A 25,057-nucleotide genomic window follows, 5' to 3' on the forward strand; every position below is an offset into this window, starting at 1 on the left:
AGTTCGTGTACGAGTTCCGCCCTGATGGCGGGTCACGAAAGTTTCGCGATTACGATGGGAGGGAATCTCAGTGGAAAAAGTGGACATTTTCAAAGATATCGCCGAACGCACCGGCGGTGATATCTACCTCGGGGTCGTGGGTGCCGTCCGTACGGGCAAATCGACCTTTATCAAGCGGTTTATGGAAACCGTTGTACTGCCTAATATCGCTCATGAAGCGGATCGGGTGCGGGCGATCGATGAACTGCCTCAGAGCGCGGCGGGTCGCACGATCATGACGACCGAGCCTAAGTTCGTGCCGAACAACGCGGTACAGCTTAAAGTGGCCGAAGGTCTGGAAGTTAACGTTCGCCTCGTGGATTGCGTCGGATATACGGTCGAAGGAGCAAAAGGCTTTGAGGACGAAGGCGGACCGCGCATGATCACGACGCCTTGGTTCGAGGATCCGATTCCGTTCCAGGAAGCGGCCGAGATCGGTACGCGCAAAGTCATTCAAGAGCACTCCACGCTTGGGGTCGTCGTAACGACGGACGGCACGATCGCGGAAATTCCGCGCAGTTCGTATATCGATGCGGAAGAAAGAGTCGTTAACGAGTTAAAAGAAGTCGGCAAACCTTTCGTGTTAATCGTAAACTCCGCGCGGCCCAAGAGCGAAGAAGCGCAATCCCTTCGCAATGAGCTAGCCGCTAAATACGATATTCCCGTTATGGCGGTAAGCGCTGCAACGATGGGAGAAGAAGAAGTCATCGGCGTGCTTCGCGAAGTGCTGTACGAGTTCCCGGTACATGAAGTCAACGTTAACCTGCCTAGCTGGGTCATGGTACTTAGCGAAGGTCATTGGCTTCGCACGAGCTATGAGAACTCCGTACGCGAAACCGTCAAAGACATCCGCCGTTTACGCGATGTCGAGCGGGTCGTCGCGCAATTCATGGAATACGATTTCGTAGCTCGCGCCGGACTTAGCGGCATGAACATGGGGCAAGGCGTCGCGGAGATCGATCTGTATGCGCCCGACGAGTTGTACGATAAAATCCTTATGGAAGTGGTCGGAACCGAGATCCGCGGCAAGGATCATCTTCTCCAGCTCATGCAAGAGTTCTCCCACGCGAAACGCGAGTACGATCGGTTCGCGGAAGCGCTCGAGATGGTGAAGACGACCGGATACGGAATCGCTGCGCCTTCGCTCGCGGAGATGGTTCTCGACGAGCCGGAGTTGATCCGTCAAGGCGCACGCTTCGGAGTCAGGCTGAAGGCGACGGCTCCATCGATCCATATGATTCGCGTCGACGTAGAGTCCGAATTCGCTCCGATTATCGGAACCGAGAAACAGAGCGAGGAACTTGTCCGGTATTTGATGCAGGATTTCGAGAAGGATCCGATCAAAATCTGGGAATCCGATATTTTCGGACGCTCGCTTCACTCGATCGTAAGGGAAGGCATTCAGGGCAAAATCGCGATGATGCCGGACAATGCCCGTTACAAATTGCAGGAAACGCTCGGACGTATTATCAACGAAGGTTCTGGCGGTTTGATCGCTATCATCCTTTAATTCCGAATAGAAATTGCGCCATGCGCTGAAGCGGTAGATAATCCGCCGAAGCGCTTGGCGCTTTTTGGTCTATATAGACTTTGTGTCGTACGAATGCTCTATTAGGGAGATTACGTCCATTGCAGGAAATGTAAGCATTTACGAGCTGGCGATTCGCAGAAAATCACACAATCATTCTTGTCATGAATAGGGAAATGCCCTAGAATGATGGATGGCGTAACTGATAGAGTCTATTAAATAAGGAATAAAAACTTAAAAACCGATTGACATACTCGGATTATCTGTTTATAGTAATTTTATCATATTAAGCTAGAGAGAAACGGGAGGCATAATGAAATGACACAAAGGAAATTCAAAAGCACTTGGCTTGCATTGGCACTCGTATTGGTACTGGTGCTGGCAGCTTGCGGCAATAAGGAAGAGAACAATGCCGGTAGTTCGGCATCCGCATCGGAGACACCGTCCGCTTCGGCATCCGCATCCGCGGAGCCTTCGGAAAGCGCTTCTTCGGTGGAAGCATTGAAAGGTAAGAAAATCGCGCTCGTTATGCGTTTCAACACAGGTACGTTTTCCGCTCAGTACGTTGACGGAGTAAAGAAACAAGTCGCTAAATTCGGCGGAGAAGTTACGGTATTGTCTTCCGATAACGACCTTGCTAAATTGGCCGCTAACTTGGATTCCGCGGTTAACCAGAAGTTCGACGGAATTCTAATCGACCATGGCGATGCTGCGGCGCTGACGAACGGCGTGAACAACGCGAAAGCGGCCGGCATTCCGATCGTAGCGTTCGATTCCGGATTGCAAGCTTTCGAAGGCGTAACGAACCTCGCCCAGAACGACCAACAGCTTGCCGAGTTTACGCTTGAGAAGCTGGCTGAAGAAGCGGGCGGCAAAGGGAATATCGTTAAAGTATGGGTAGCCGGTTTCCCTCCAATGGAAAGCCGTCAAATTTCGTACAAAGCGTTCATCGAGAAATACCCGGATATTAAAGAAATCGCCGCTTTCGGCGATGCTAGCAATCCGCAGCTCGATACGCAAAATAAACTGGAAGCCGTATTGAAACAATACCCGAACAAAGGCGATATTACGGCGGTTTGGGCAGCTTGGGATGAATTCGCGAAAGGTGCGGCTAACGCCATTAAACAAGCCGGACGCGATGAAATCAAAGTATACGGAATCGACCTTAGCGACGAGGATTTGAAAATGATTCAAGATCCGACTAACCCATGGGTTGCATCGGCTGCGGTTGATCCGACTTCCATTGGTACCGTTCAAGTGAGATACTTGTACCAGAAATTAAACGGCGACACGACGGATGCCGTCGTACAGCTTGAGCCGGTATTCGTACACCGCGACTCTCTTCCGAAGGATAAAGTGATTACGACCGCGGAGCTTTCCCAATATGTTGATGGTTGGGGCAGCAGCGAACTCGGAAACACGGATTACCTGAAAGAATTGGAAGCTTCCGTTGGCGCCAAATAATCGGATAGAAATAAAGTTAGGTTAGGGAATGCACGGCACGGCGCGGATATTAACCGCGCCGTTTCCTGCTGTCATAACGAGCTTTTATTCGCACGCGGTCAGGAAAGGAGAGGACTCACCTATGACAACGATTCGTAAACACTCCGAATTGAACATGAAAGGCATTTCGAAAGCTTTCGCCGGCGTTTCGGCCCTGAAGAACGTCGATTTCAACGTAAGAAGCGGCGAGATCCATGCTTTGTTAGGGGCGAACGGCGCAGGTAAAAGCACGTTGATGAAAATATTGTCCGGCGCTTACGAGGCGGACGCAGGAAATGTTGAAGTAGAGGATGGGACTTACGTCTTCCGGTCCCCTTCCGATTCCAAGCAAGCGGGCATTCATTGCGTCTATCAAGAGGTGGACACGTCTCTCGTTCCGCATTTAAGCGTTTCCGAGAACATCTTTCTTGATCAGCTTGCGACTTCGAAGGGGAAAGCTTGGTTGAAGTGGGGGAGCCTTCATGAGGAGGCCGCGGCCGTTCTTAACCAAATCGGATTAAAACTGTCTCCTAAAGCGTTGATTAGGGATCTCACTTTGTCGGAGAAGCAGTTGGTGCTCATCGCGAGGTTGCTTGCGGAGAAAGCCAAATACGTCATTCTTGACGAACCGACGGCTCCGTTAAGTCTGGAAGAGGCGGATAAGCTGTTCGAAATTATGCAAGGTTTGAAGAATGCAGGTATCGGAGTCATCTTTATCTCGCATAGATTGCCGGAAGTATTTCAAATCTGCGACCGGATTACGGTTATGCGAGACGGAGAACGGGTATTGACCGAACGCAAAGAGGACATCGATATGGCCGGAGTCGTTAAGGCGATGCTCGGAAGAAGTTTTGAGGAGGAGTTTCCGAAGCTTCCCGCCGAGATCGGAGAACCCGTGCTAACGGCGCAAGGCTTACGTTCCGGACAACGCGTGCGAGGAGTTAATCTAGAGGTGAGGCGCGGTGAAATCGTGGCCATCGTCGGCTTGGTCGGCGCCGGTAAGACGGAATTGTCCCGCGCTCTCTTCGGAGCCGATCTACTCGACGGGGGAACGGTAAGCGTAGCGGGTCAAACGGCGCGGCTCGGCACGCCGGCGGATGCGGTGCGATCCGGGATCGCATTAATTCCGGAAGAACGACGCAAGGAAGGCATTCTCGTAAGGGAGTCCGTTCTGCACAATCTAAGCTTGCCGATTCTTAAGTCGATTAGCCGGCTCGGGTTCCTGTCCGGAAAATCGGAGCGGGGGTTTGCAAACTCGCAGATTGCGGATTTGGGAATCAAGACGTCTTCCGTATCGCAGCTCACCGCTTACTTAAGCGGAGGGAATCAACAGAAAGTCGCGATCGGCAAATGGCTCGGCACGCAAGCGGAAGTATTTCTCTTCGACGAGCCTACGAAGGGCGTGGACGTCGGGGCTAAGAGCGATATTTTCCGCATTATCGGAAAGCTGGCGCAGCAAGGCAAAGGGATCTTGTACTTAACTTGCGAATTCGCCGAAGCGCTTGGTTTGGCGGACCGGATTCTGGTCATGTGCGACGGCATTATCGTAAAATCATTCAACCGCGGTGAAGCAACGCAAGAGGATCTGTTGTACTACGCCAGCGCGGGTCGGGAGGAATTAGCGTGAAAAAACATCTTCTGCCGTTTACATTCAAATACGGCGCGCTTGTGTTCATCGGATTGGTCATCTTATTTTTCTCGATCAGGAACGAGTACTTCTTCACCTACAGCAACTTAACCGACATCCTACGTTCGATCTCCATCGTTACTTTCGTCGCGATCGGAGTCACGATATCGTTAACGGTCGACGGTTTCGATCTTTCCGTCGGTTCGACGGTGTCCTTATCAACCGTGCTAACGGCTACGATGATGGTATGGTTCGAGATGCCGCTTATCGTCGTATTAATCGTTCCGATCGCGGTCGGGGCGCTGGTCGGTCTGCTTAATGCTTTGTTGATCGTGAAGATCCGTATTCCGGACTTGTTGGCTACGCTAGCCGTTATGTACATCGTCAACGGGATTCATAAGACGTATACGAAGGGTTATTCGATCTACAATAATATGCCGATGCCGGACGGGTCGACCGCTCCGGGAGTGATGAGCAAATCGTTTCTCTGGATCGGTCAAGGCAAGCTATTAGGCGTTCCTTTCCCAGTCGTGCTGATGCTGCTGGCGGTCATCGCCGCTCACGTATTCTTCAAATATACGCGTTGGGGCAGGCAGATGATCATGACTGGAGGCAACGAAGAGGCGGCTAGGCTGTCAGGTCTTAAGGTTAAGCGCGTACGAACGCTCGCTTACGTCGCTTCGGGTATTTTCGCATCCATCGGCGGTATATTGTTCGCTTCGCGTATCGGATCCGGACAAGTCGATGCGGGTACTCCGATGCTCATGGAAGCCGTCGCGGCCGTATTCGTCGGTTATTCGGTTTTCGCGGCAGGACGTCCTAACATTATCGGGACCTTTTTCGGCGCTATCCTAATGGGCGTCCTCGTGAATGGATTAACGATGATGAATGTTCAATATTATACGAACGATATTATTAAAGGAGCGGTGCTCGTTCTTGCGCTTGCCGTCACCTTTATCCATCTTAATCGCAGAAAAGCTTGACGAAAAAGGCGGGAAAACGCGTCCTGCTTGAAACTTCGCGTCCTGCAAGTGTATAATTTCTGTTGAAACGGATAAACAGATAACATGCCATTGTGCCGTTATGGGAGGTGAATGCTATGAACAAAACCGAATTGATCACCAAAGTGGCCGAGTTGGCCGATCTATCCAAGAAAGATGCGACTCAAGCGGTTGACGCCGTTTTCGACGTCATCTCCGAAGCTCTGCAGAACGGAGATAAAGTACAATTAGTAGGGTTTGGTAACTTTGAGGTTCGCGAACGTTCCGCTCGTAAAGGGCGCAACCCGCAAACCGGTGTGGAAATCGAAATTCCGGCCGGGAAAATCCCCGCATTCAAGCCGGGTAAGGCGCTTAAAGACGGCATTAAATAGATAACGAATAGGTCCGATCGGGTTACATAAGCTGAATTTCTAGTTTTTTAAATGAAACTCTACATCCGACCGTTCGTTATTTACGATAGGGTGCACGCCTAGTTTCTAGGCTGTGCGCCTTATTTCGTTTTATTAGGCGTGAAATTCGTAATCGTAGCGAGAGATAGATAGGATTGCATTAAACGCGGAATAACCGCGCGGCGAACCCTTGCGAGCGCGTTCGGCCGCGTGATATAATTAGCGCTGTATCTACGAAAAGCGGTTACATAGCGAACTTATTTTGTTTAGTCACCATCGGTCTAGCGGAAGCGGAAGCATGGTGCCTACGGGACGTGGCGCAGCCTGGTAGCGCGCACCCTTGGGGTGGGTGAGGTCGAGAGTTCGAATCTCTCCGTTCCGACCATTAGAACCGTTGACTGTCTGCTCGCATTCGTCGCGCGAGTAGACAGTTTTTGTTTGACATCGCTCACTCTTTTCCTTCATCATGGAGTTTAAGAAGGAGGTCTAAGATAATGGACTCGGAACAGCAAGAATATATCGTGATTAAAGCCAAAGACAGCGGAGTACAGGTCATCGGGTTAACCCGGGGACAAGATACGAAGTTTCACCATACGGAGAAGCTGGATAAGGGCGAGGTGCTTATCGTTCAATTCACGGACCATACCTCGGCGATGAAAATCAGGGGCAAAGCGACGATTCTGACGAAACACGGATCGATCGATACGGACGTTTAGACAATCGATGTCGAATCCGCTTCCTGCATACCCTCGTGATCAAATTCCGACTTTTTGAACAACCTCAAATGATTCGGAAGTTCAAAAAGTTAGAGTTTCAGCACCGAGAAGGTTGGATGAAGCTAGGGAAAGAGGAGCGGAGCGTAGGAGAAACCTACGTGAGCACCGGAAGGCCCGGCTGAATTCAAGATTCGATGTCGATTCCGCTTCCTGAATAACCTCGTGATCAAATTCTGACTTTTTGAACAACCTCTCTTAGGAGTGCAGGCATAGCCTGCCCTTTTTGTTTGTACAATGGGTAAGGAGGAGCCTCTCAAGAAAGGGGAAATCGCCGTGCCTGTTTTCGGATTCAAACAATACGGGGTTATGCTATTGATCGGGATCGTTGCGGTGTTCATGCTCAGTCGGTTGCCTTTCTTCGAGGAGAGCGTTCGGCAGCGCAAAAACGCAGTCGTCGTGTTTCAGCCGAAACAAACGAATATGTTAACGGACGACACCTTGGTGGATCGGGTTTCCAAGCTGCAATTGAGTAACCAAATCTTGAAAGTCGGATGGGACCACTCCATTCTAACGATCGATTTGCTCGGATACGATCCGGAGAAGGTTTGGGTCGATATGGGTCAATTGATTATTTTTTCTTACGAAAAAGTACATAATGTCAAACAAGTTCTGATTAGGGCGTTTGCGGATAAGGGAGATCAACGAATTCTGCTGCTGGCAGCGGAAACCCGCAGGAGCGATTGGTCCGACAAGGAATTGACGGAGATAAGTCACAACGAATTCCGGTTGCATTCCAATTTGGAATCGAACTTGAGACTTTCCATTACGCCGTCCGGCAAGCGTTGGATCGCAAATTTTGCAAATTCATGAACAAAGTCCTAGGCTTATGCGAGCCTAACTAGGTTATGTTATAATAATTGAAATGAACCATGATGTTAGTTGGCCTGGCAGCATGTTCGGAGGCGGAAGCAATGAATAGAGTTCGGATTTCCCAGATGGCGAACAAGTATATGAACCATGAAATGATTAGCCTGCATACGGAATTGCCAGAGTTTCCGGATGGCAGGATTTCTTTGCTATACTCGGTGTTGAGCCATCAGCCGAATGCGGTTTCGCATAAGGAGTTGTTGTCGATCGTCACCTCGCTCGTTCAAATGGGGCTAGATACCCACGATTCGGTCGAGAACGCGCTTGAACCTTCCGATAGCGGAATGCGGGGGATGCGCGCTCAGCAGTTAAAGGTTCTTGCGGGCGATTATTTCAGCAGTCGCTTCTACCACTTGTTATCGCAAGCCGGACAAATCGAGACGATGCGTCATCTTAGCGAAGCGATATGCAGCATTAACCGGATTAAGATGAGCTTCTACGGAAAAGTAAAGCAAATGAAATTGAACGCGGAAGAATATCTCCATTACGGCGCAGAGATTAAGTCTGGGCTTTTCCTCTCGTTTACGGGGATTATGAGCGGGTTATATGAACGGGTTTGGCCGGAGCTCGTCGAGCGCTTCAGCCGCTGCGAAGTTTTGCTGCAGGAGCTTCGCAAAGTGGAGAAAAAGTCATCGCTGGAAGGAAGCTGGGGCGTATGGCACATCCTTCAAGAGGGTACCGAGGAGGATCGCCGCCTGCTCGAGGATCGCAAGGAAGACTATAGCTTGTTACTGACGATGTTACACAAATACGACGTTGCGGATAAGTTAGGAAGTTTGCTGCGCCAATCGACGAGTCAACTGCAAGCCTTGCTTCAGAAACTCCAATCGGACAAGTTGATGCGCGAACTTCAGCCTTTGATCGAGCCATTCCTGCAGGCGACTGGACAGCAACGGGCTACTGTGTTGAAGGAGCTGGGATAACGAATCATGATGGACGCAGAATCCAAACAGAAGCACGTACACGAGGTGTTCGAGAGCATCGCGCCCAAGTACGACATGATGAATGATATTATAAGTTTCAGAAGGCATAAGGCATGGCGTCGGTTCACGATGCGCAAGATGGAAGTTCAGCCAGGCCAAACTTCGCTTGATCTTTGTTGCGGTACGTGCGATTGGACAATAGCCCTTGCAAGGGCTAGCGGTAAAGGAAAAACCGTCGGTCTTGATTTCAGTCGCAACATGCTGGACGTCGGACAAGCGAAGGTCAATAAGCTGGGTCTGGGCGGGCAAATATCGCTCATTCAAGGCAATGCGATGGATCTTCCGTTCGAGGACAATTCATTCGATTACGTTACGATCGGATTCGGTCTCAGGAATATACCGGATATCGTCAAAACGCTTAAAGAAATGAAAAGGGTAGTCAAGCCTGGCGGTAAAATTTTCTGTTTGGAAATGTCCAAACCGACTTGGCAGCCCTTCAAAGCTATTTTTTATTTTTATTTCGAGAAGCTTCTGCCGTTGCTAGGTAAATGGTTCGCGAAAAGACAAGATCAATATCGATGGCTACCGGAGTCCTTAAAGACTTTCCCTGATTTGCAGGAGCTTGCAGAACTATTTCGCACGGTCGGAATGCGCAACGTGAAGGCTTATCCGTTATCTGGCGGGGTCGGGGCGCTGCACATCGGAACGAAGGGAAATGAAGGCGCATGATTGCCAAGCTTCGCGTTTTTCTTGAAATGATTAAGTTCGAGCACACTTTATTTGCTTTGCCTTTTGCTTTCGTAGGCGCGATATTAGGCGCGGTAACCGTTGAGAAACGACTACCGGAGTGGAGCGAATGCGGGTGGATATTACTCGCGATGGTCGGAGCTCGCACGGCCGCGATGGGGTTAAACCGCGTCATCGATAAGTCGATCGACGCCCGGAATCCAAGAACGGCAATGAGGGCCATACCGGCCGGCTTGCTGAAATCGAAAGACGTCTTGATTTATATCGTTATTTCGTTAGTTTTATTGTTCTGGGCCGCGTCGCAGTTGAATAGCTTAGCGGTCAAGTTACTGCCGCTTTCCGTATTTTTCCTAGTTTTCTACTCGTATACCAAAAGATTTACTTGGGCTTGCCATCTTATCTTAGGTTTAACGATCGGCTTGGCTCCTTTAGGCGGTTGGATTGCGGTTACGGGAAGCGTGTCATGGACGGCTATCATTCTTTATATTACCGTTGCGTTATGGACTGCCGGTTTTGATACCATCTACGCGTGCCAGGATATGGAATTCGATCGCGAGGAAGGTTTGCATTCCATCCCGGCCAGATTCGGTATAGCCCGCGCTCTAGGCATCGCTCGGTTGTTTCATGCGCTTACGGCTGCAGGCTTTGCCTTGCTGCTCGTAATAACGGATCTAAGCTGGTGGTATTTCGCCGGAATGATCGTCGCGGCAGCCTTGCTCTTATACGAGCATAGGCTCGTGAAGCCGAACGATTTAAGCAAGTTGAACGCTGCCTTCTTTACGATGAACGGCGTGCTTAGCGCTGTAATTTTCGTATTTACGTTCATCGATCTGGTGGTGGTAAAATCATGGTAACGGAACAACGTTTATCAGGCCAAGACCAAGGGCCTACAAGATGGGTTGTCGGTATTACCGGCGCTAGCGGTGCCATCTACGGAATTACGCTCTGCCGCCAATTGCTTCAATCGGGTTTACATGTGCATCTAGTCATCTCCGACGCGGGTTGGAGGGTGTTGAAGGAAGAGCTGGGCTGGGATGCTTCCCATCGGTTGGACGGTTTGAATCAACATTTCGAAAATGCGGTTTCGGAAGGGCGGATGACTTATCATCCGCTTAACGACATTGGCGCCAGTATCGCAAGCGGCTCATTCCGATGCGAAGGCATGGTCATTATCCCATGCTCTATGGGTTCTCTATCCGCCATTGCCAACGGGTCGTCGAATAATTTGCTGACTCGGGCGGCGGACGTCATGCTGAAGGAAGGCCGGCCATTGCTGATCGTTCCAAGGGAAACGCCGCTGCATGCGATCCATTTGGAAAACATGCTCAAACTAGCCCGCCTAGGAGTACGGATGATTCCGGCAATGCCTGCGTTCTATAACGGACCACAGACTTTGGAGGATATCGTAAACTTCTTGGTCGGCAAAGTTATGGATAGCATGGGCATTGAACATAATCTATATAAAAGATGGGGACAACCCAATGAATAATGGAATCGATCGGCCGATTAAGCTCGGTCGAATTTCTTATACGAACGCCTGGCCTGTATTTCATCATTTCGATCCGGATGCTCTCCAGTACCGAACGGAGGTGCATTCCGACATGCCTGCTACCCTCAACCGTAAGCTGAGAGCAGGAGAAATCGATATAGCGGCCGTTTCTTCATACGCTTATGGGATATCGTCGGAATCTTACTATTTGTTGCCTCAACTGTCCGTAAGCTCCTTCGGAAGAGTCCAATCGATCTTGCTTTTCTTGAAATCTCCGCTGGAGAAAGTGATTCATGGCAAGATTGCTCTTACGACGACTTCCGCGACTTCCGTTAACCTGCTTAAGATCATCATGGAGAAATTTTATGGAGGCAAGCCGATTTACGAGGATGCGGAGCCCTCGCTGGAGAAGATGCTCGAAAATGCCGACGCGGCGTTGCTCATAGGAGACCATGCGATTCGAGCTTCGTGGAGTAATCATGGTTATCGAGTGCTGGATCTAGGCGAAGTATGGAACCTATGGACCGGTCAGTGGATGACGTACGCGGTTTGGGCCGTTCATAAGGATACGGCTCGTCGTTATCCGGAAGCGATACGAGGGATCTACGAAGGGCTGCTTGAGAGCAAAAGCATGTCCGCTCGCGACATGAATCCGATCATTGCGAAAGCAATGAGTCAAATCGGCGGAACGTCGGAATATTGGCACAATTACTTCCGTAACTTATGCCATGATTTCGGAACGGAACAGAAAGCCGGACTTCAGCTTTATTTCCGGTATGCAAGAGAGCTTGGATTAATGACGAACGAGATCGAGCTCTTGGAACTGCCTGATTCACGCGTTATTGATAACCTACCGAACCGCAGGTGAACTTATGAAAATCATGCAACTCTACGCAGCTATGAAATCGGATTTGCAATCGATAGAAGACCAAATGGTTCAAACGGTTACCTCCGATCTGCCTATACTAAGCGAAACGTCGTTGCATTTGCTTAAGGCGGGAGGTAAAAGGATTAGACCTGTTTTCGTGCTTCTATCGGGCAAGTTCGGCGATTACTCGATCGATACGCTCAAAAAAGTAGCGGTGCCCTTGGAACTCATTCATATGGCATCGCTCGTTCACGACGATGTCATCGATGATGCGGATACCCGCCGCGGGCAATTGACCGTTAAGTCGAAATGGGACAATCGAATCGCGATGTACACGGGCGATTATATTTACGCGAAAGCTCTTATTGTCGTTTCGGATCTGGCAAAACCGAGAATCCATCAGATCTTATCCGGTGCGATGGTGCAAATGTGCATCGGAGAGATGGAGCAGATTCGCGATTTCTTTAACGTGGAGCAAAGCGTTCGCAATTATTTGCGCAGGATCAGGCGGAAAACCGCCTTGCTCATCGCGATAAGCTGCCAACTCGGAGCGATGGCGACGGATGCGCCTGCCCGCACGAGTCATGCTTTATACCGCTTCGGCTACAACGTGGGAATGGCTTATCAGATTATAGACGACCTTCTCGATCTTAGAGGTACCGAGAAAGCGATCGGCAAACCCCCGGGAAGCGATCTGCGTCAAGGGAATATCACTTTGCCCGTTCTGTTCGCGTTAGAGGATGATTCCCTTAAACCTCAGCTTCTAAAGGAAATTTATTCGATCAGGGACGGCGAGGGGCCTGCGAACTCCGCTCCCGCCGTTAAGCTGGTGCGTTCGAGTCGCGGCATTAAGCCGGCAGAGGACCTGGCGGATCGTTACATAGAGAAAGCGCTCAAAGCCCTGGAATCGCTGCCGGATATTCCGGCGAAGAGAAATTTGGCCGATATCGCTCGATTCGTGGCGAAACGAAGTTATTAACGCCTCTCTTTTATGGTAAAATAGGGAATACGGTCTAAACAAACATACAATGATCGATGCAACGAAAGGAGAGGCCTAGATGGAAAGAACCTACTTAATGATTAAGCCGGACGGCGTGCAGCGGGGATTGATCGGCGAGATCGTCGGCAGATTCGAACGCAAAGGATTAAAGCTGGTCGGAGCCAAGCTCATGAACGTTTCGTTGGAGCGCGCAGAGCGACACTACGCCGAACACAAAGGCAAAGATTTCTATGAAATGCTGCTTAAGTTTATAACGGCCGGTCCCGTATTCGCTATGGTTTGGGAGGGCGATCAGGCCGTGGGATTGTGCCGGGCGCTTATCGGCAAAACCAATGCGCTTGAAGCAGCCCCGGGAACGATCCGTAGCGATTTCGCCATACATACGAACTTCAATTTGATTCACGGCTCGGATTCCCAAGATAACGCGGAGCGCGAGATCGGTATCTTTTTTACCGAAGAGGAATTGGTTCCTTACGACAAAGCGATTCAAGTGTGGATTTAAGCCGCGTCATATACGATTTTGAAGCTAATTCCGGTTGATAACGATACAGGGGAGCGCGTAACGTCATGGGAGACATTCGTGCCAATATAAGTGGCGGATTAAGCGTTTCGGAGGACGAGGATTTTGCTAAATTCATCGTTAACATCAAACGTCTGACATCCATCGATCTATCGCAATATAAAGAAAATCAAATGCGTCGAAGATTGACGACATTGCGGATGAAATACGGTTATCAGAATTTTAACGAGTATTTCGCGGTGTTATCGAGCGATGCGAGATTGCGTAACGAGTTTCTAGATCGGATGACGATTAACGTTTCCGAGTTTTGGCGTAATCCTAATCGCTGGCAAGTGCTGATGGAGAAATTTCTGCCCGAGATGATGAAGAACTCTTCTCGCCTCAGTATCTGGAGCGCGGCTTGTTCAACGGGAGAAGAGCCTTATACGCTCGCAATGATATTGGATTCCCTGGGAGCTTTGGAGCGGACGTCTTTGATTGCGACGGATATCGACGATGGCGTTCTCGCGAAAGCGAAAGAAGGCGTCTATCTGGAACGATCGTTGAGGGATGTTCCGGCAGCGTTCAAGAACAAATATTTTGCCGCAAGCGACGGTGCCTTCGCGGTGTCCGAACGATTGAAGAAAGCGATAAAATTGCAAAAACAAAACTTGCTTCTGGACAATTTCGGAGATCATTACGATCTGATCGTATGCCGGAACGTCATGATTTATTTTACCGAGGAAGCGAAGCATATCTTGTACGGTAAATTCGCTCGAGCGCTTAAACCGGGCGGCTTATTGTTCGTCGGCAGCACCGAACAAATCTTCTCTCCCGGACAATACGGCATGGAGACGGCCGACACTTTTTTTTACCGCCGCGTGAATTAGCGTATGTTACATAGGCTCCCAACCGATAATAAGGCTATTCGAGCCCACACGGAGGGAACCATGGACAAACGCAAAGTCATTGCCGCGTACCGGCGAGGGTTGATTTCCGTGCAGGAATGCGCGCAGATATTAGGTTTAGACAATGTGGAATTGCTCGGATATATGAGGGAATCTAAAGTGGTTCGTCAGAAAGCCGATAAGAAACAGTCCGTCCGTACATGACGGGCTGTTTTCTTGTCAAACGCTTTAACGCTGTACTATAATGGTCAAAGATGTTCACGGCTAGCGTGGCTAATCGAGGCTTACCAATTGGGAGGAACCTGAGTTGAGTTTACGTTATTTAACCGCGGGAGAAACGCATGGACCGCAGCTTACCGCAATTATCGAAGGATTACCTAGCAACCTGGAGCTGGATTTCGAGGCTCTTAATTTTCAATTGCAACGCCGGCAAAAAGGACACGGCCGCGGCCGCCGAATGCAGATCGAGACGGATACCGCTCAGATCGTCGGCGGAGTCAGACATGGCCGCACGACCGGTGCGCCTGTTGCGGTTATCGTGGAAAACAAAGATTGGAAACATTGGACTTCCGTAATGAACATTGAACCTGTCGAGGGAAGCGACGAAGCGAAACGCCGCGTGTTCCGTCCCCGTCCCGGACATGCCGATCTGAACGGCGGATTGAAGTATAATCTTAAAGACTTGCGTAACGTACTCGAGCGTTCGAGCGCTCGGGAAACGGCCGCGCGCGTCGCGGTAGGAGCGATTGCCCGTCAGTTGCTTGCTGCGTTCGGAATCAAGGTCGCGGGGCATGTCGTCTCGATAGGGGAAGTCGTGGCGGCAACGCCTAATCTTTCGATCGATGAGCTGATCTCCGTTACCGAGGAATCTCCGGTAAGAGTCGCGGACAAAGACGCCGAACAAAAAATGATAGAGTTAATCGACCGCATGAAATCGGAAGGCGATACGATCGGCGGAGTCGTCGAATGTATCATCACCGGATTGCCGGTCGGTCTGGGCAGCCATGTTCAATGGGATCGCAAGCTAGACGGAAGAATCGCGCAAGCGGTCGTTTCGATCAATGCTTTCAAAGGCGTCGAGGTCGGAATCGGGTTCGAAGCGGCGCGTATTCCCGGGTCCAAGGTGCATGACGAGATCTTGCATACGGCGGAAAAAGGTTTCCACCGCGCGTCCAATCGGGCGGGAGGATTCGAAGGCGGGATGACGACCGGCGAGCCGATCGTCGTGCGCGGCGTAATGAAACCGATCCCGACGTTATATAAACCGCTGGCGAGCGTGGATATCGACACGAAAGAGCCCTTCACGGCGCAAGTCGAACGTTCCGATGCATGCGCCGTTCCTGCTGCGAGCGTTGTCATGGAACATGTCGTGACTTGGGAAGTGGCCAAGGCGTTCTTGGAGAAATTCGGCGGTGACTCGATCGAAGAAATTCGGGCGAACTTGGACAACTATATTCGCCAGGTCGAGGCATACTGATGGCGGCCGGAACGAGAGAGTTAACGGTAGATCTGGGAGAACGTTCTTATCCGATTATTATCGGTACAGGTTTGATCGCTCAGACGGGAAAGTATTTTCTGGATCGCGGATTTCCCATTAAATCTCCGATCCTGCTCATAACGGACAGTTCAGTCGTGGACTTGTATGCAGAGAAGGTTGAAGAGTCCCTTGCTGCGGCTGGATACTCGGTTACTACGGCTGTCGTACCGTCAGGCGAAAGCTCGAAATCTCTTGAAATGCTGGACGAACTGGTCGGCGCGGCTTTGCAAGCGGGATTGGATCGCAAGTCGACCGTCATCGCGTTGGGCGGGGGAGTCGTTGGCGATCTTGCGGGTTTCGTGGCAGCCTCTTACATGCGCGGAGTACGGTTCGTTCAAATGCCGACGACGATCCTGGCGCATGACAGCAGCGTCGGAGGGAAGGTCGCAGTTAACCACCGCCTAGCGAAAAATATTATCGGAGCGTTCCATCAACCGGAGTTCGTGCTTTACGATTTGGATACGCTAGCGAGCCTCCCGATGAGAGAAGTTCGCGCCGGACTGTCAGAGGTCATCAAACATGGACTGATCTGGAATGAAGAGTTCGTCAAATGGTGCGATACGAACGCCTCGGCTTTGCTTGCATTAGAACCTGAAGCTCTCGGTTACGCTTTGTACGAGGGCTGCAAGGTCAAATCTATCGTCGTCTCGCGTGACGAACGCGAGAACGATTTGCGCGCGATCCTAAACCTCGGCCACACGATCGGCCACGCTTTAGAGGCGGTCGGCGGTTACGGCGAATTGCTCCATGGCGAAGCGATCGCCATCGGAATGGTCGGATCGGCAAGATTGGCGGCGAAGTTCGGCTATTCTCCGGACATTGCCGTGGAGACGGAACGAATTTTTCGGAAATTCGGTCTTCCCGTCCGTATTCCATCTAGCTTAAGTACGGATGAAATCATGAGCGCGATGCTTCACGATAAGAAGTTCTCGGAAGGAAAGATGGTGTTTGTCGTTCCTACGGCCATCGGAAGCGTGGAAATACGCAATGATGTACCATCCGCGTGGGTTACGGAAATTGTCGACGGATTAAGAGAAGGGGATGAACAGCCATGAGCGTAAGGGGAATCCGTGGAGCGATTACGGTTGAGTTAAACGAAGAAGGCCCGATTCTGGACGCGACGATCGAGTTGTTGAACGGAATCTTGGAAGTGAATCATTTCGATCCGGAAGATATTGCGAGCGTATTTATTACGGTTACTCAGGATCTGGATGCTACGTTCCCTGCTCGCGCCATTCGTCAGATGGCAGGCTGGGAGCTGGTTCCGCTGATGTGTTCTCTCGAAGTGCCCGTCAAAGGCAGCTTGGAAAAGTGCATCCGTCTCATGGTGCTCGTGAACACGGAAGCGTCCCAGAAAGAAATCCGCCATGTTTATCTGAACAGAGCGCAAGCTCTTCGCCCGGATCTCGCGGCTAAGTAAGGGGCTTTCTTAGGGTAGTGAGCAAGACCGGCAAGACCTTCATCATTAAACTAATCTTGCCCTTTTTGCTTTGGTTGGTTACTCTATATTCATATCGAACTTATTGTATAAAGCGTGAAGCACACGCCGTTTCTCTCTTCGGAGGGTAACGGCGTTTTTTTTGATAATACACCTGATAAAGGAGCGAATGGAATGTCCCTCTCGGCAGTTGAAAAAGAGTACAAACAGTTGTTGGATGATCAGATGCGTCAAGCGACCGGGATGCGTTTGGAGCAGTTGAAGAAACAGGGGGAAGGAGAGCGCAAGCTGCTGATGGACATTATATGGCCAGTACGGAAAACGTTCAAAGGCTTAATTTTGGAAAAGGAAATCGTGACGCTAACGGGCGTTAAAGCTTATATTGACGCATTTGAAGAAGCATTTCGATTAGGCTTCGAGGGAGAAGGATTTGTATCGCATGCGGAGTCCATCACTCGGCCACGGTTCGATTTCGAGAAGCTAAAGATTCGTTCAATGGTTGCGTACGGTATCAAATATACACCTTTCACCTACGACGAAATGGACAAGAAACCGGAACAATGCAGAAGAAATCTATACGAGATATATGGCAGGCTTGGCGCGAATGCCGGATCAGTCTCCTATCAAACTGTTTCTTTATACGAACGAGAGGTAATTAGATATGCAATGTACTTGTGTCGCCCTATTCGTATGAGCGATGTTAGGGAATGTTTGCAGAAGGGACCAGAATTCTGTAGAGACATACTTCGGAAACTGGAAGCGAAACAATTAATTTCGTCCTCTACACGGGGGACTATCTAGGAATCACGAGTATGTTTTAGAAGAAGATGCCAGTAAAGTTCTATGGTAGATGAGGAACACCAAATAGAGCGGCTGTGTCGCTTTAAATCGAGCGAAGAGGCACCGTGGGAGCAAATAGAGCGGCTATGCCGCTCTAAATCGAGCAAAGAGGCACCGTGGGAGTAAATAGAGCGGCTACGCCGCTTTAAATCGAGCGAAGAGGCACCGTGGGAGCAAATAGAGCGGCTATGCAGCTTTAAATCGAGCAAAGAGGCACCGTGGGAGTAAATAGAGCGGCTACGCCGCTTTAAATCGAGCAAAGAGGGACCTTGGGAGGAAATAGAGCGGCTGTGCCGCTTTAAATCGAGCGAAGAGGCACCTTGGGAGGAAATAGAGCGGCTGTGCCGCTTTAAATCGAGCAAAGAGGGCCTTGGGAGGAAATAGAGCGGCTAATCCGCTTGGAGCCTGTAGTTGTAGTCACCAACGGCATTTAGTTAGTTAAGTAACGATACCCGATACAGAGACGAATAGTCAAAAGTAGAGTAGGCAGAGTATTAAATGGATCGAATGGACCGATGCACAGGAGAGAGATTCGATGAGCGGAGGAGATGAGCGAACAAGCTACATTTTCCGATAAAAGCGTGTTGACGATCATTGTGAAGGGATGCTATATTAAGATACATATTACGCAGAGCGGAACGGTCGGCCACAGGGACGGCAACTTACGCGGATGCGAGCCTAGCAGAGATGAGAAGAGATGAGCGGAGTAGCCGGTTCATTGGGCGCAGCATGATTATGCGCGCGATGGAGGCGTAACTTAACTTATCGATCGATACGCATCTCTGCGACTAGCAGGGGTGCTTTTTTAATGGCATTTTCCGATATCGACCTGCCCGGCAGACCGGCGAACAAGATGCGATTGGCGCCTTAGCTACAAGGCGAACGATCGTTAACAAAGGAGAGAAGAACATGGACCAGCTGGAGCTGCAAGGAATCAAAGAAATGGCTAAACAATTTAACGTCATTCCGATCGTTCGGAAATTGCTGGCGGATACGGAAACGCCGATTCGGGTGTTCCAGCATTTAAGCCGAGATAAGCGGGCATTCCTGCTTGAGAGCGTGGAAGGCGGAGTGAAATGGGCGCGATATTCATTTATCGGTACGGATCCGTTCCTCGTGCTGAAGCTGAAGAAAAATCACCTTACGCTGGAGCAGAACGGCAAAATAGAGTCTCATCAAACTACGGAACCCTTGCAACTACTGCGCGAGAAACTGCGTTCCTATCGCAGCCCGGCGCTTCCCGAACTGCCTCCGTTCACGGGAGGGGCGATCGGATTTTTCGGATACGACTTGCTGCAATATTACGAGCGAAAACTGCCCCCGCACAAAAAAGACGATCTCACGATGGACGATATGCAGTTCATGTTTTGCGATAGAGTGATCGTTTTCGACCATTTTAAGCAAGAAGTACTCGTCATCGGCAACGTGCACGTGCCGGAAGAAGCTACTGATGCGCAGCTCGAGCTTGCGTACAAAGATACGTTAAACGCGATCGACGATACGATTCGCAGAATTCAACAACCGAGTCCGGTACAACCGTCGCGCGGCGCTCCGCCTCAAGATCCGGATCTCGGGGAAATTTCTTCGAACCTGACGAAGGAGCAGTTCCTAGATAACGTCAATCAGGCGAAGGAGTACATTCGCTCGGGAGATATTTTCCAAGTGGTGCTGTCCCAGCGATTCCACATCGAAACCGAGGTAGATCCGCTGCATGTCTATCGCGTTCTAAGAACGATGAATCCGTCGCCGTACATGTATTTGCTTAAACTAGACGATGAAGTCGTAGTGGGGACTTCCCCGGAACTGCTTGTCAAAGTCGACAACGGCAAAGTGGAAACGCGGCCGATCGCCGGAACGAGGCCGCGCGGCCGAACGCCGGAGCAAGATCTCGAGCTCGAGAAGGAACTGCTGGCCGACAAGAAAGAGCGCGCGGAGCACGTCATGCTCGTAGATTTAGGCCGTAACGATCTGGGCAGAGTGTCCACCTTCGGATCCGTCAAATGCGACAGCTATATGGAAGTCGAACGTTACTCGCACGTAATGCACATCGTTTCCAACGTGACCGGTCAACTGCGTCCGGACAAAGATTTCTACGACGCGTTCTTATCTTGTCTACCGGCAGGGACCGTATCGGGCGCTCCGAAGCTAAGAGCGATGGAGATTATCGCCGAGTTGGAGAACGAGGCGAGAGGCGCGTATGCCGGGGCGATTGGTTATCTCGGATTTTCGGGCAACTTGAACACTTGCATTACGATTCGAACGATTATTTTCAAACACGGCAAAGCCTATGTGCAAGCGGGAGCGGGAATCGTATGGGATTCCGTTCCGGAGAACGAATACGAAGAAACGGTCAACAAGGCTAAGGGAATGCTTAAGGCGATCCGCGCCGCGGAAGCGGCTTTTCCTCCAGCGGGTTCCGTCAAGCGGAGTCCGAGCGAATTCTCGACCGTGTTGGCCGGCGACCGTCGGACGAATCTCGATTACGACTAAGGGAAGGGGAATCAGGCGATATGAGGGATGACTTGACAGTAAGCTTGCCGCAAGTTCTCGCGAAGCTGACGAGCGGCGACGATTTGACGCGTGATGAAGCATACGGAGCGATGACCACGATTATGAAGGGCGAAGCGACGCCCGCTCAGATCGGAGGCACCGTTGTCGCGCTTCGGATGAAGGGCGAGACCGTCGATGAAATTACCGGATTTGCCGAAGCGATGCGAGCATTCTCGAACCGAGTTACGACGGAAAACCACGATCTGCTCGATACATGCGGTACGGGCGGTTCGGGCATTCATAAGTTCAATATTTCCACGTCATCGGCGATTATTGCCTCCGCGGCAGGCGTTCGGGTTGCCAAGCACGGCAACCGGGCCATGTCCGGGAAAGCCGGCAGCGCAGACGTGCTAGAAGCGCTCGGCGTCAATATTAATCTTACGGCGGAACAAGCGGCGGCTTGTCTGGAACAAACGAACATTTGCTTCATGTTCGCTCAGCTGTATCATCCTGCCCTGAAGTATGCCGCGGGACCGCGACGTGAACTCGGGGTTCGTACGATATTCAACATGCTTGGACCGCTAACGAATCCGGCTAATGCCGATCGCCAGCTTATCGGTTTATACGATCGGACGCGGACGGCGACCGTAGCGGAAGTGCTGTCGCGCCTCGGACTGAAAAAAGCGATGGTCGTAGGCAGTTATGACGGTTTGGACGAAATCAGTTTGTCGGCCCCGACCCAAGTTTCCGAGCTGCGCGATGGAGAAGTGACGACGTATGACATCACGCCGGAATCGCTCGGGTTAACCACGATATCCTTGCGAGCCGTGCAAGGCGGAAACGCGGCCGAGAACGCGCAGATTATCCGCAGAGTGCTTGGCGGCGAGAAAAGCGCATATCGGGACGTCGTTCTAGCGAATGCCGGTGCGTGCATTTATGTCGCCGGACGAGCTCAGACATTGGCGGACGGCGTTAAAATCGCCGCCGCGACGATAGATTCCGGCGAAGCGGAAAGTAAATTACAGCAATGGATCGCAACGACGGGAGAAGTGAGCCATGTTTCTTGATCGCATCGTAGCAACCAAACGGGAAGAGGTTATCGCGCTTAAACAATCGTTAAACATCTCTCAAGCAGAGAGGACGATCGCCGATCTTCAGTCGTGCATTGGCTTCGAGTGGGCGCTAATCGGACGTAACCGTCCGGTCGGCTTGATAGCGGAAGTTAAGAAAGCAAGTCCATCCAAAGGTCTGATCCGACCGGATTTCCATCCGGTAAGCTTAGCCCAAGCTTATGAGCAAGCCGGGACGGATTGTATCTCGGTTCTGACCGATACGGATTATTTTCAAGGCAGCAACGATTATTTGAAACGAATTCGCGAGCAAGTGAATGTGCCCCTGCTGCGCAAAGACTTCACGATTGACGAACGTCAGATCTACGAAGCACGGCTCATTGGCGCGGATGCGATATTGCTGATTGCGGCGATACTGACGAAAAGCCAACTGTCGTCGTTCCATACGCTTGCCCAAGACTTGGGACTTGACGTGCTTGTCGAGGTTCACAACCGTCCGGAACTCGAGACGGTACTCGAGATCGGCAAAGCGTCTTTAATCGGAGTGAATAACCGTGATTTGAAAACGTTCGTGACGGACTTGAAGGTAACGGAAGAACTGATCGGTTTGATGCCGAAAGGGATCGTCGCGGTTAGCGAGAGCGCCATCTCCACGACGGACGACGTAGCGTTCGTTCGCCAAGCGGGCGCGCAGGCCGTGTTGGTTGGAGAGCACTTCATGCGCCAAGCGAACGTGCAGGATGCGGTTAACGATTTGCTGGGTCCGGTGGCCAAAGAAGGCGCGATCGGATGAGCGACGTACAACAGCCCGCGTCAGTGTCCAAAGTGAAGATATGCGGTATAAAGGAAGAAGCGACTCTGTACGGAATGAAGGGTTTACCGGTAGAGTATATCGGTTTCATGTTCGCCAGAAGTAAAAGGCAATTGACGCCTCGGCGGGCTGCCGAACTGCTGGAAGCGTCTCGGCAAGTACCTATGGCGGAAGGAAAGCGGCCTTTAGCCGTTGGCGTGTTCGTAAACCCGACGTTGGAACAGCTTGAAGAGACGCTGACCATCGTACCGTTGGATGTCGTTCAATTGCACGGCGACGAATCTCCGGAGTTCTGTCGCGAGGTTCGCGAACGCTTCCGAGTCGACGTGTGGCGTGCGTTACCCGCTATCGACGATAGCGTGGACCCTTCATTCGGAACGGAGCGTCTAGCAGCTTACAAAGATGCGGTTTCGACGATTCTCATCGACACGGCTGGCGGGGGAACCGGGATAGCTTTTCGCTGGGAGGTTATCCCTTCCTATCAGGAAGCCGCGATCCGCAATGGATTGCAATTGTTCATCGCGGGAGGGTTAAATCCCGATAACGCGAAAGAGTTAATCGCAACCTATCATCCAGATGGCGTTGATCTCTCCAGCGGCGTGGAGACGGACGGCGTAAAAGATAACGCCAAAATCGCCGCATTCGTAGAAAGGGTGAAAAGCACATGAGTAGTCAAGTACCTGATCAACACGGACGCTTTGGTCCTTTCGGCGGAAAATACGTTCCGGAAACGTTGATGAACGCGCTAATCGAGCTGGAGGAAGCCTACCTCAAATATAAGGACGATCCCGATTTTCTGGAAGAGGTCCGTTATTTGCTTAAACAATACTCGGGTCGCCCGACGCCGCTATATTATGCGGAGAGACTGTCGCAGCAACTTGGCGGCGCTAAAATTTATTTGAAACGCGAGGATCTTAACCATACGGGAGCGCACAAGATCAACAATACGATCGGACAAGCGGTACTCGCGAAACGCATGGGCAAAAAGAAGGTCATCGCCGAAACGGGAGCTGGACAACACGGCGTTGCTTCCGCGACGGTCGCCGCATTAATGGGGCTTGAATGCAAAGTATTCATGGGAGAAGAAGACACGAAGCGTCAGCAGCTGAACGTCTTCCGGATGAAGCTGCTGGGCTCGGAGGTCGTACCGGTTACTTCGGGAACCCGGACGTTAAAGGATGCCTGCAACGAAACGCTTCGTTACTGGGTCAGCCACGTCGACGACACGTATTACATTCTCGGATCTGTCACGGGCCCTCACCCTTATCCGATGATGGTTCGCGATTTTCAACGGATCATCGGAATCGAGTCCAGGGAGCAAATACTGGAAGCGGAAGGCAGACTGCCGGATGTCGTCGTGGCCGCCGTTGGCGGAGGCAGCAATGCGATCGGAATTTTCCACCCCTTCATTGAGGATGAAGGAGTGCGCTTGCTTGGAGTTGAAGCCGCAGGACGCGGCGTAGATACCGACGAGCATGCCGCAACGATGACCAAAGGCCGTCCGGGCGTGTTTCAAGGCTCGATGAGCTACGTGCTTCAAGACGAAGGCGGACAAGTGCTCCCGGCACATTCCATCTCCGCCGGGCTTGACTACCCGGGAATCGGACCCGAACACGCTTATCTCAAAGATATTAAACGCGCGGAATACGTCCCGATTACGGACAAAGAAGCTCTAGACGCGCTGTCTACGTTATCCCGCATGGAAGGAATTATTCCGGCGCTCGAATCCGCGCATGCCATCGCACAAGTGCTTAAGATCGCACCGACGATGAGCAAGGACGAGATCATCGTCGTAAGCTTGTCGGGACGCGGAGACAAGGACGTAGAGTCCATCATGAGTTATCTGGCGCTAGAGGAGGGACAACAACCATGAGCACGGCACCGAATCTTAACGCGATCGATTCCGTATTCGCCGCGCTGAAAGCGAAAGGGGAAACGGCTCTCATTCCGTTCATGACGATGGGAGACCCGGATTTGGATACGTCGGTTGAGCTCGTTCAGGCGGCCGAAGCAGCCGGCGCCCATATGATCGAGCTCGGCATTCCTTATTCGGATCCGCTGGCGGATGGCCCCGTCATTCAACGCGCGTCCGAACGCGCGCTGAAGAATAAGATCAGCTTAACGGATTGCATGGCCGTCGCTTCTCGAGCCAGGGAACGAGGAGTTAAGCTTCCATTTATATTATTTACTTATTTCAATCCCGTTCTTCAGCTAGGGCTCGGGCGGTATTTCGACCTTCTTAAGGAGCATGGCTTCAGCGGGATGATCATTCCGGATTTGCCGCTGGAGGAGGATTCCGAGGTGCGAGCGTTAGCGGAAGAGCACGGCATACATCTCATTCCGTTAGTGGCGCCGACATCCGAAGCGCGCGTAGAACGGATAGCCGCCAATGCCAAAGGATTCGTGTATTGCGTTTCTTCTCTCGGCGTCACCGGCGTAAGATCCACGTTCCATGAGGGGATCGACGCGTTCCTGAGCACGGTGCGCAGAGCGGCGAGCGTTCCGATCTGCGTCGGCTTCGGAATTTCTTCGCGCGAACATGCGGAAAGGTTTGCAGGCCAATGCGACGGAGTTATCGTAGGCAGCGCGATCGTTCGCCAAGTCGAGGAAGCTTTGCCGTTGTTGACCGCGCCGGATCCGGCATCGCGCAAACAAGGGATTAAGAACGTTCAGGACTTCATAGCTGGCTTAAAGCCGCGGGTCGACTAGTGATCAATTGATGACTTTT

The 25,057-nt window shown here is 51.3% G+C and carries 26 protein-coding genes and 1 tRNA gene; all 27 read left to right on the forward strand.

Annotated elements, in window-relative coordinates:
* Positions 1-70: 70 nt before the first annotated feature.
* The 27 genes from spoIVA to trpA all read left to right on the forward strand — a co-directional run bounded on the left by spoIVA (position 71) and on the right by trpA (position 25,038).
* Complete coding sequence (gene spoIVA, locus HH215_RS03895; RefSeq protein ID WP_169278709.1) at positions 71-1,549, forward strand: stage IV sporulation protein A; 1,479 nt, start codon at positions 71-73, stop codon at positions 1,547-1,549.
* A 336-nt stretch (positions 1,550-1,885) separates the two neighbouring features.
* Positions 1,886-3,031: a sugar ABC transporter substrate-binding protein gene (locus HH215_RS03900; RefSeq protein WP_169278710.1), complete on the forward strand. Its 1,146-nt coding sequence runs from the start codon at positions 1,886-1,888 to the stop codon at positions 3,029-3,031.
* Positions 3,032-3,152: 121 nt separating this feature from the next.
* Positions 3,153-4,676 (forward strand): sugar ABC transporter ATP-binding protein, encoded by a 1,524-nt coding sequence (locus tag HH215_RS03905; RefSeq protein ID WP_169278711.1) that lies wholly within the window; start codon positions 3,153-3,155, stop codon positions 4,674-4,676.
* Positions 4,673-5,659, forward strand: coding sequence for an ABC transporter permease (locus tag HH215_RS03910; protein WP_169278712.1), 987 nt, complete (start codon positions 4,673-4,675; stop codon positions 5,657-5,659). Before HH215_RS03905 ends, HH215_RS03910 begins: the two co-directional genes overlap by 4 nt.
* 116 nt (positions 5,660-5,775) lie before the next feature.
* A complete protein-coding gene (gene hbs, locus HH215_RS03915; RefSeq protein ID WP_169278713.1) occupies positions 5,776-6,048 on the forward strand; it encodes a non-specific DNA-binding protein Hbs in 273 nt (90 codons plus the stop codon).
* Between the two features lie 326 nt (positions 6,049-6,374).
* Positions 6,375-6,451, forward strand: a tRNA-Pro gene (locus tag HH215_RS03920).
* A 109-nt stretch (positions 6,452-6,560) separates the two neighbouring features.
* Entirely contained in the window at positions 6,561-6,782 is a 222-nt protein-coding gene (mtrB, locus tag HH215_RS03925) for a trp RNA-binding attenuation protein MtrB (protein WP_169278714.1), read from the forward strand.
* 333 nt (positions 6,783-7,115) lie between these two features.
* Positions 7,116-7,652 carry a hypothetical protein gene (locus HH215_RS03930; RefSeq protein WP_169278715.1) on the forward strand — a complete coding sequence of 179 codons (537 nt, stop codon included), beginning with the start codon at positions 7,116-7,118 and terminating at the stop codon, positions 7,650-7,652.
* A 101-nt stretch (positions 7,653-7,753) separates the two neighbouring features.
* Positions 7,754-8,632 (forward strand): heptaprenyl diphosphate synthase component 1, encoded by an 879-nt coding sequence (locus HH215_RS03935; RefSeq protein WP_169278716.1) that lies wholly within the window; start codon positions 7,754-7,756, stop codon positions 8,630-8,632.
* A gap of 9 nt (positions 8,633-8,641) precedes the next feature.
* Positions 8,642-9,361 carry a demethylmenaquinone methyltransferase gene (locus tag HH215_RS03940; protein ID WP_169284212.1) on the forward strand — a complete coding sequence of 240 codons (720 nt, stop codon included), beginning with the start codon at positions 8,642-8,644 and terminating at the stop codon, positions 9,359-9,361.
* The gene (locus HH215_RS03945) at positions 9,358-10,233 is read left to right on the forward strand and encodes a UbiA-like polyprenyltransferase (protein ID WP_169278717.1); all 876 of its coding nucleotides are present in this window, start codon (positions 9,358-9,360) and stop codon (positions 10,231-10,233) included. The genes HH215_RS03940 and HH215_RS03945 overlap by 4 nt, the downstream gene beginning before the upstream one ends.
* Positions 10,227-10,868, forward strand: coding sequence for a UbiX family flavin prenyltransferase (locus HH215_RS03950; RefSeq protein WP_169278718.1), 642 nt, complete (start codon positions 10,227-10,229; stop codon positions 10,866-10,868). Before HH215_RS03945 ends, HH215_RS03950 begins: the two co-directional genes overlap by 7 nt.
* Entirely contained in the window at positions 10,861-11,736 is an 876-nt protein-coding gene (locus tag HH215_RS03955) for a menaquinone biosynthetic enzyme MqnA/MqnD family protein (protein ID WP_169278719.1), read from the forward strand. The genes HH215_RS03950 and HH215_RS03955 overlap by 8 nt, the downstream gene beginning before the upstream one ends.
* A gap of 4 nt (positions 11,737-11,740) precedes the next feature.
* On the forward strand, positions 11,741-12,715 hold the full coding sequence (gene hepT / locus HH215_RS03960) for a heptaprenyl diphosphate synthase component II (RefSeq protein ID WP_169278720.1): 975 nt from the start codon (positions 11,741-11,743) through the stop codon (positions 12,713-12,715).
* A gap of 79 nt (positions 12,716-12,794) precedes the next feature.
* The gene (gene ndk, locus HH215_RS03965; RefSeq protein WP_169278721.1) at positions 12,795-13,238 is read left to right on the forward strand and encodes a nucleoside-diphosphate kinase; all 444 of its coding nucleotides are present in this window, start codon (positions 12,795-12,797) and stop codon (positions 13,236-13,238) included.
* A gap of 65 nt (positions 13,239-13,303) precedes the next feature.
* Complete coding sequence (locus HH215_RS03970; RefSeq protein WP_169278722.1) at positions 13,304-14,125, forward strand: CheR family methyltransferase; 822 nt, start codon at positions 13,304-13,306, stop codon at positions 14,123-14,125.
* Between the two features lie 60 nt (positions 14,126-14,185).
* Positions 14,186-14,347 (forward strand): hypothetical protein, encoded by a 162-nt coding sequence (locus tag HH215_RS03975; protein WP_169278723.1) that lies wholly within the window; start codon positions 14,186-14,188, stop codon positions 14,345-14,347.
* A 103-nt stretch (positions 14,348-14,450) separates the two neighbouring features.
* On the forward strand, positions 14,451-15,620 hold the full coding sequence (gene aroC, locus HH215_RS03980; protein WP_169278724.1) for a chorismate synthase: 1,170 nt from the start codon (positions 14,451-14,453) through the stop codon (positions 15,618-15,620).
* Positions 15,620-16,735: a 3-dehydroquinate synthase gene (aroB, locus tag HH215_RS03985; protein ID WP_169278725.1), complete on the forward strand. Its 1,116-nt coding sequence runs from the start codon at positions 15,620-15,622 to the stop codon at positions 16,733-16,735. Before aroC ends, aroB begins: the two co-directional genes overlap by 1 nt.
* Positions 16,732-17,100 (forward strand): chorismate mutase, encoded by a 369-nt coding sequence (gene aroH, locus HH215_RS03990; RefSeq protein ID WP_169278726.1) that lies wholly within the window; start codon positions 16,732-16,734, stop codon positions 17,098-17,100. Before aroB ends, aroH begins: the two co-directional genes overlap by 4 nt.
* Positions 17,101-17,214: 114 nt before the next feature.
* Positions 17,215-17,919, forward strand: a complete 705-nt coding sequence (locus HH215_RS03995; protein WP_169278727.1) for a hypothetical protein — start codon at positions 17,215-17,217, stop codon at positions 17,917-17,919.
* Between the two features lie 948 nt (positions 17,920-18,867).
* Entirely contained in the window at positions 18,868-20,448 is a 1,581-nt protein-coding gene (trpE, locus tag HH215_RS04000) for an anthranilate synthase component I (protein ID WP_169278728.1), read from the forward strand.
* Between the two features lie 20 nt (positions 20,449-20,468).
* Positions 20,469-21,515 (forward strand): anthranilate phosphoribosyltransferase, encoded by a 1,047-nt coding sequence (gene trpD, locus HH215_RS04005; RefSeq protein WP_169278729.1) that lies wholly within the window; start codon positions 20,469-20,471, stop codon positions 21,513-21,515.
* On the forward strand, positions 21,505-22,311 hold the full coding sequence (trpC, locus tag HH215_RS04010) for an indole-3-glycerol phosphate synthase TrpC (RefSeq protein ID WP_169278730.1): 807 nt from the start codon (positions 21,505-21,507) through the stop codon (positions 22,309-22,311). Before trpD ends, trpC begins: the two co-directional genes overlap by 11 nt.
* The gene (locus HH215_RS04015; protein ID WP_169278731.1) at positions 22,308-22,997 is read left to right on the forward strand and encodes a phosphoribosylanthranilate isomerase; all 690 of its coding nucleotides are present in this window, start codon (positions 22,308-22,310) and stop codon (positions 22,995-22,997) included. The genes trpC and HH215_RS04015 overlap by 4 nt, the downstream gene beginning before the upstream one ends.
* Positions 22,994-24,202, forward strand: a complete 1,209-nt coding sequence (gene trpB / locus HH215_RS04020; RefSeq protein WP_169278732.1) for a tryptophan synthase subunit beta — start codon at positions 22,994-22,996, stop codon at positions 24,200-24,202. Before HH215_RS04015 ends, trpB begins: the two co-directional genes overlap by 4 nt.
* Positions 24,199-25,038 (forward strand): tryptophan synthase subunit alpha, encoded by an 840-nt coding sequence (gene trpA, locus HH215_RS04025; protein ID WP_169278733.1) that lies wholly within the window; start codon positions 24,199-24,201, stop codon positions 25,036-25,038. Before trpB ends, trpA begins: the two co-directional genes overlap by 4 nt.
* Positions 25,039-25,057: the final 19 nt, after the last annotated feature.

The organism is Cohnella herbarum (genome assembly GCF_012849095.1).
Lineage (GTDB): Bacteria > Bacillota > Bacilli > Paenibacillales > Paenibacillaceae > Cohnella > Cohnella herbarum.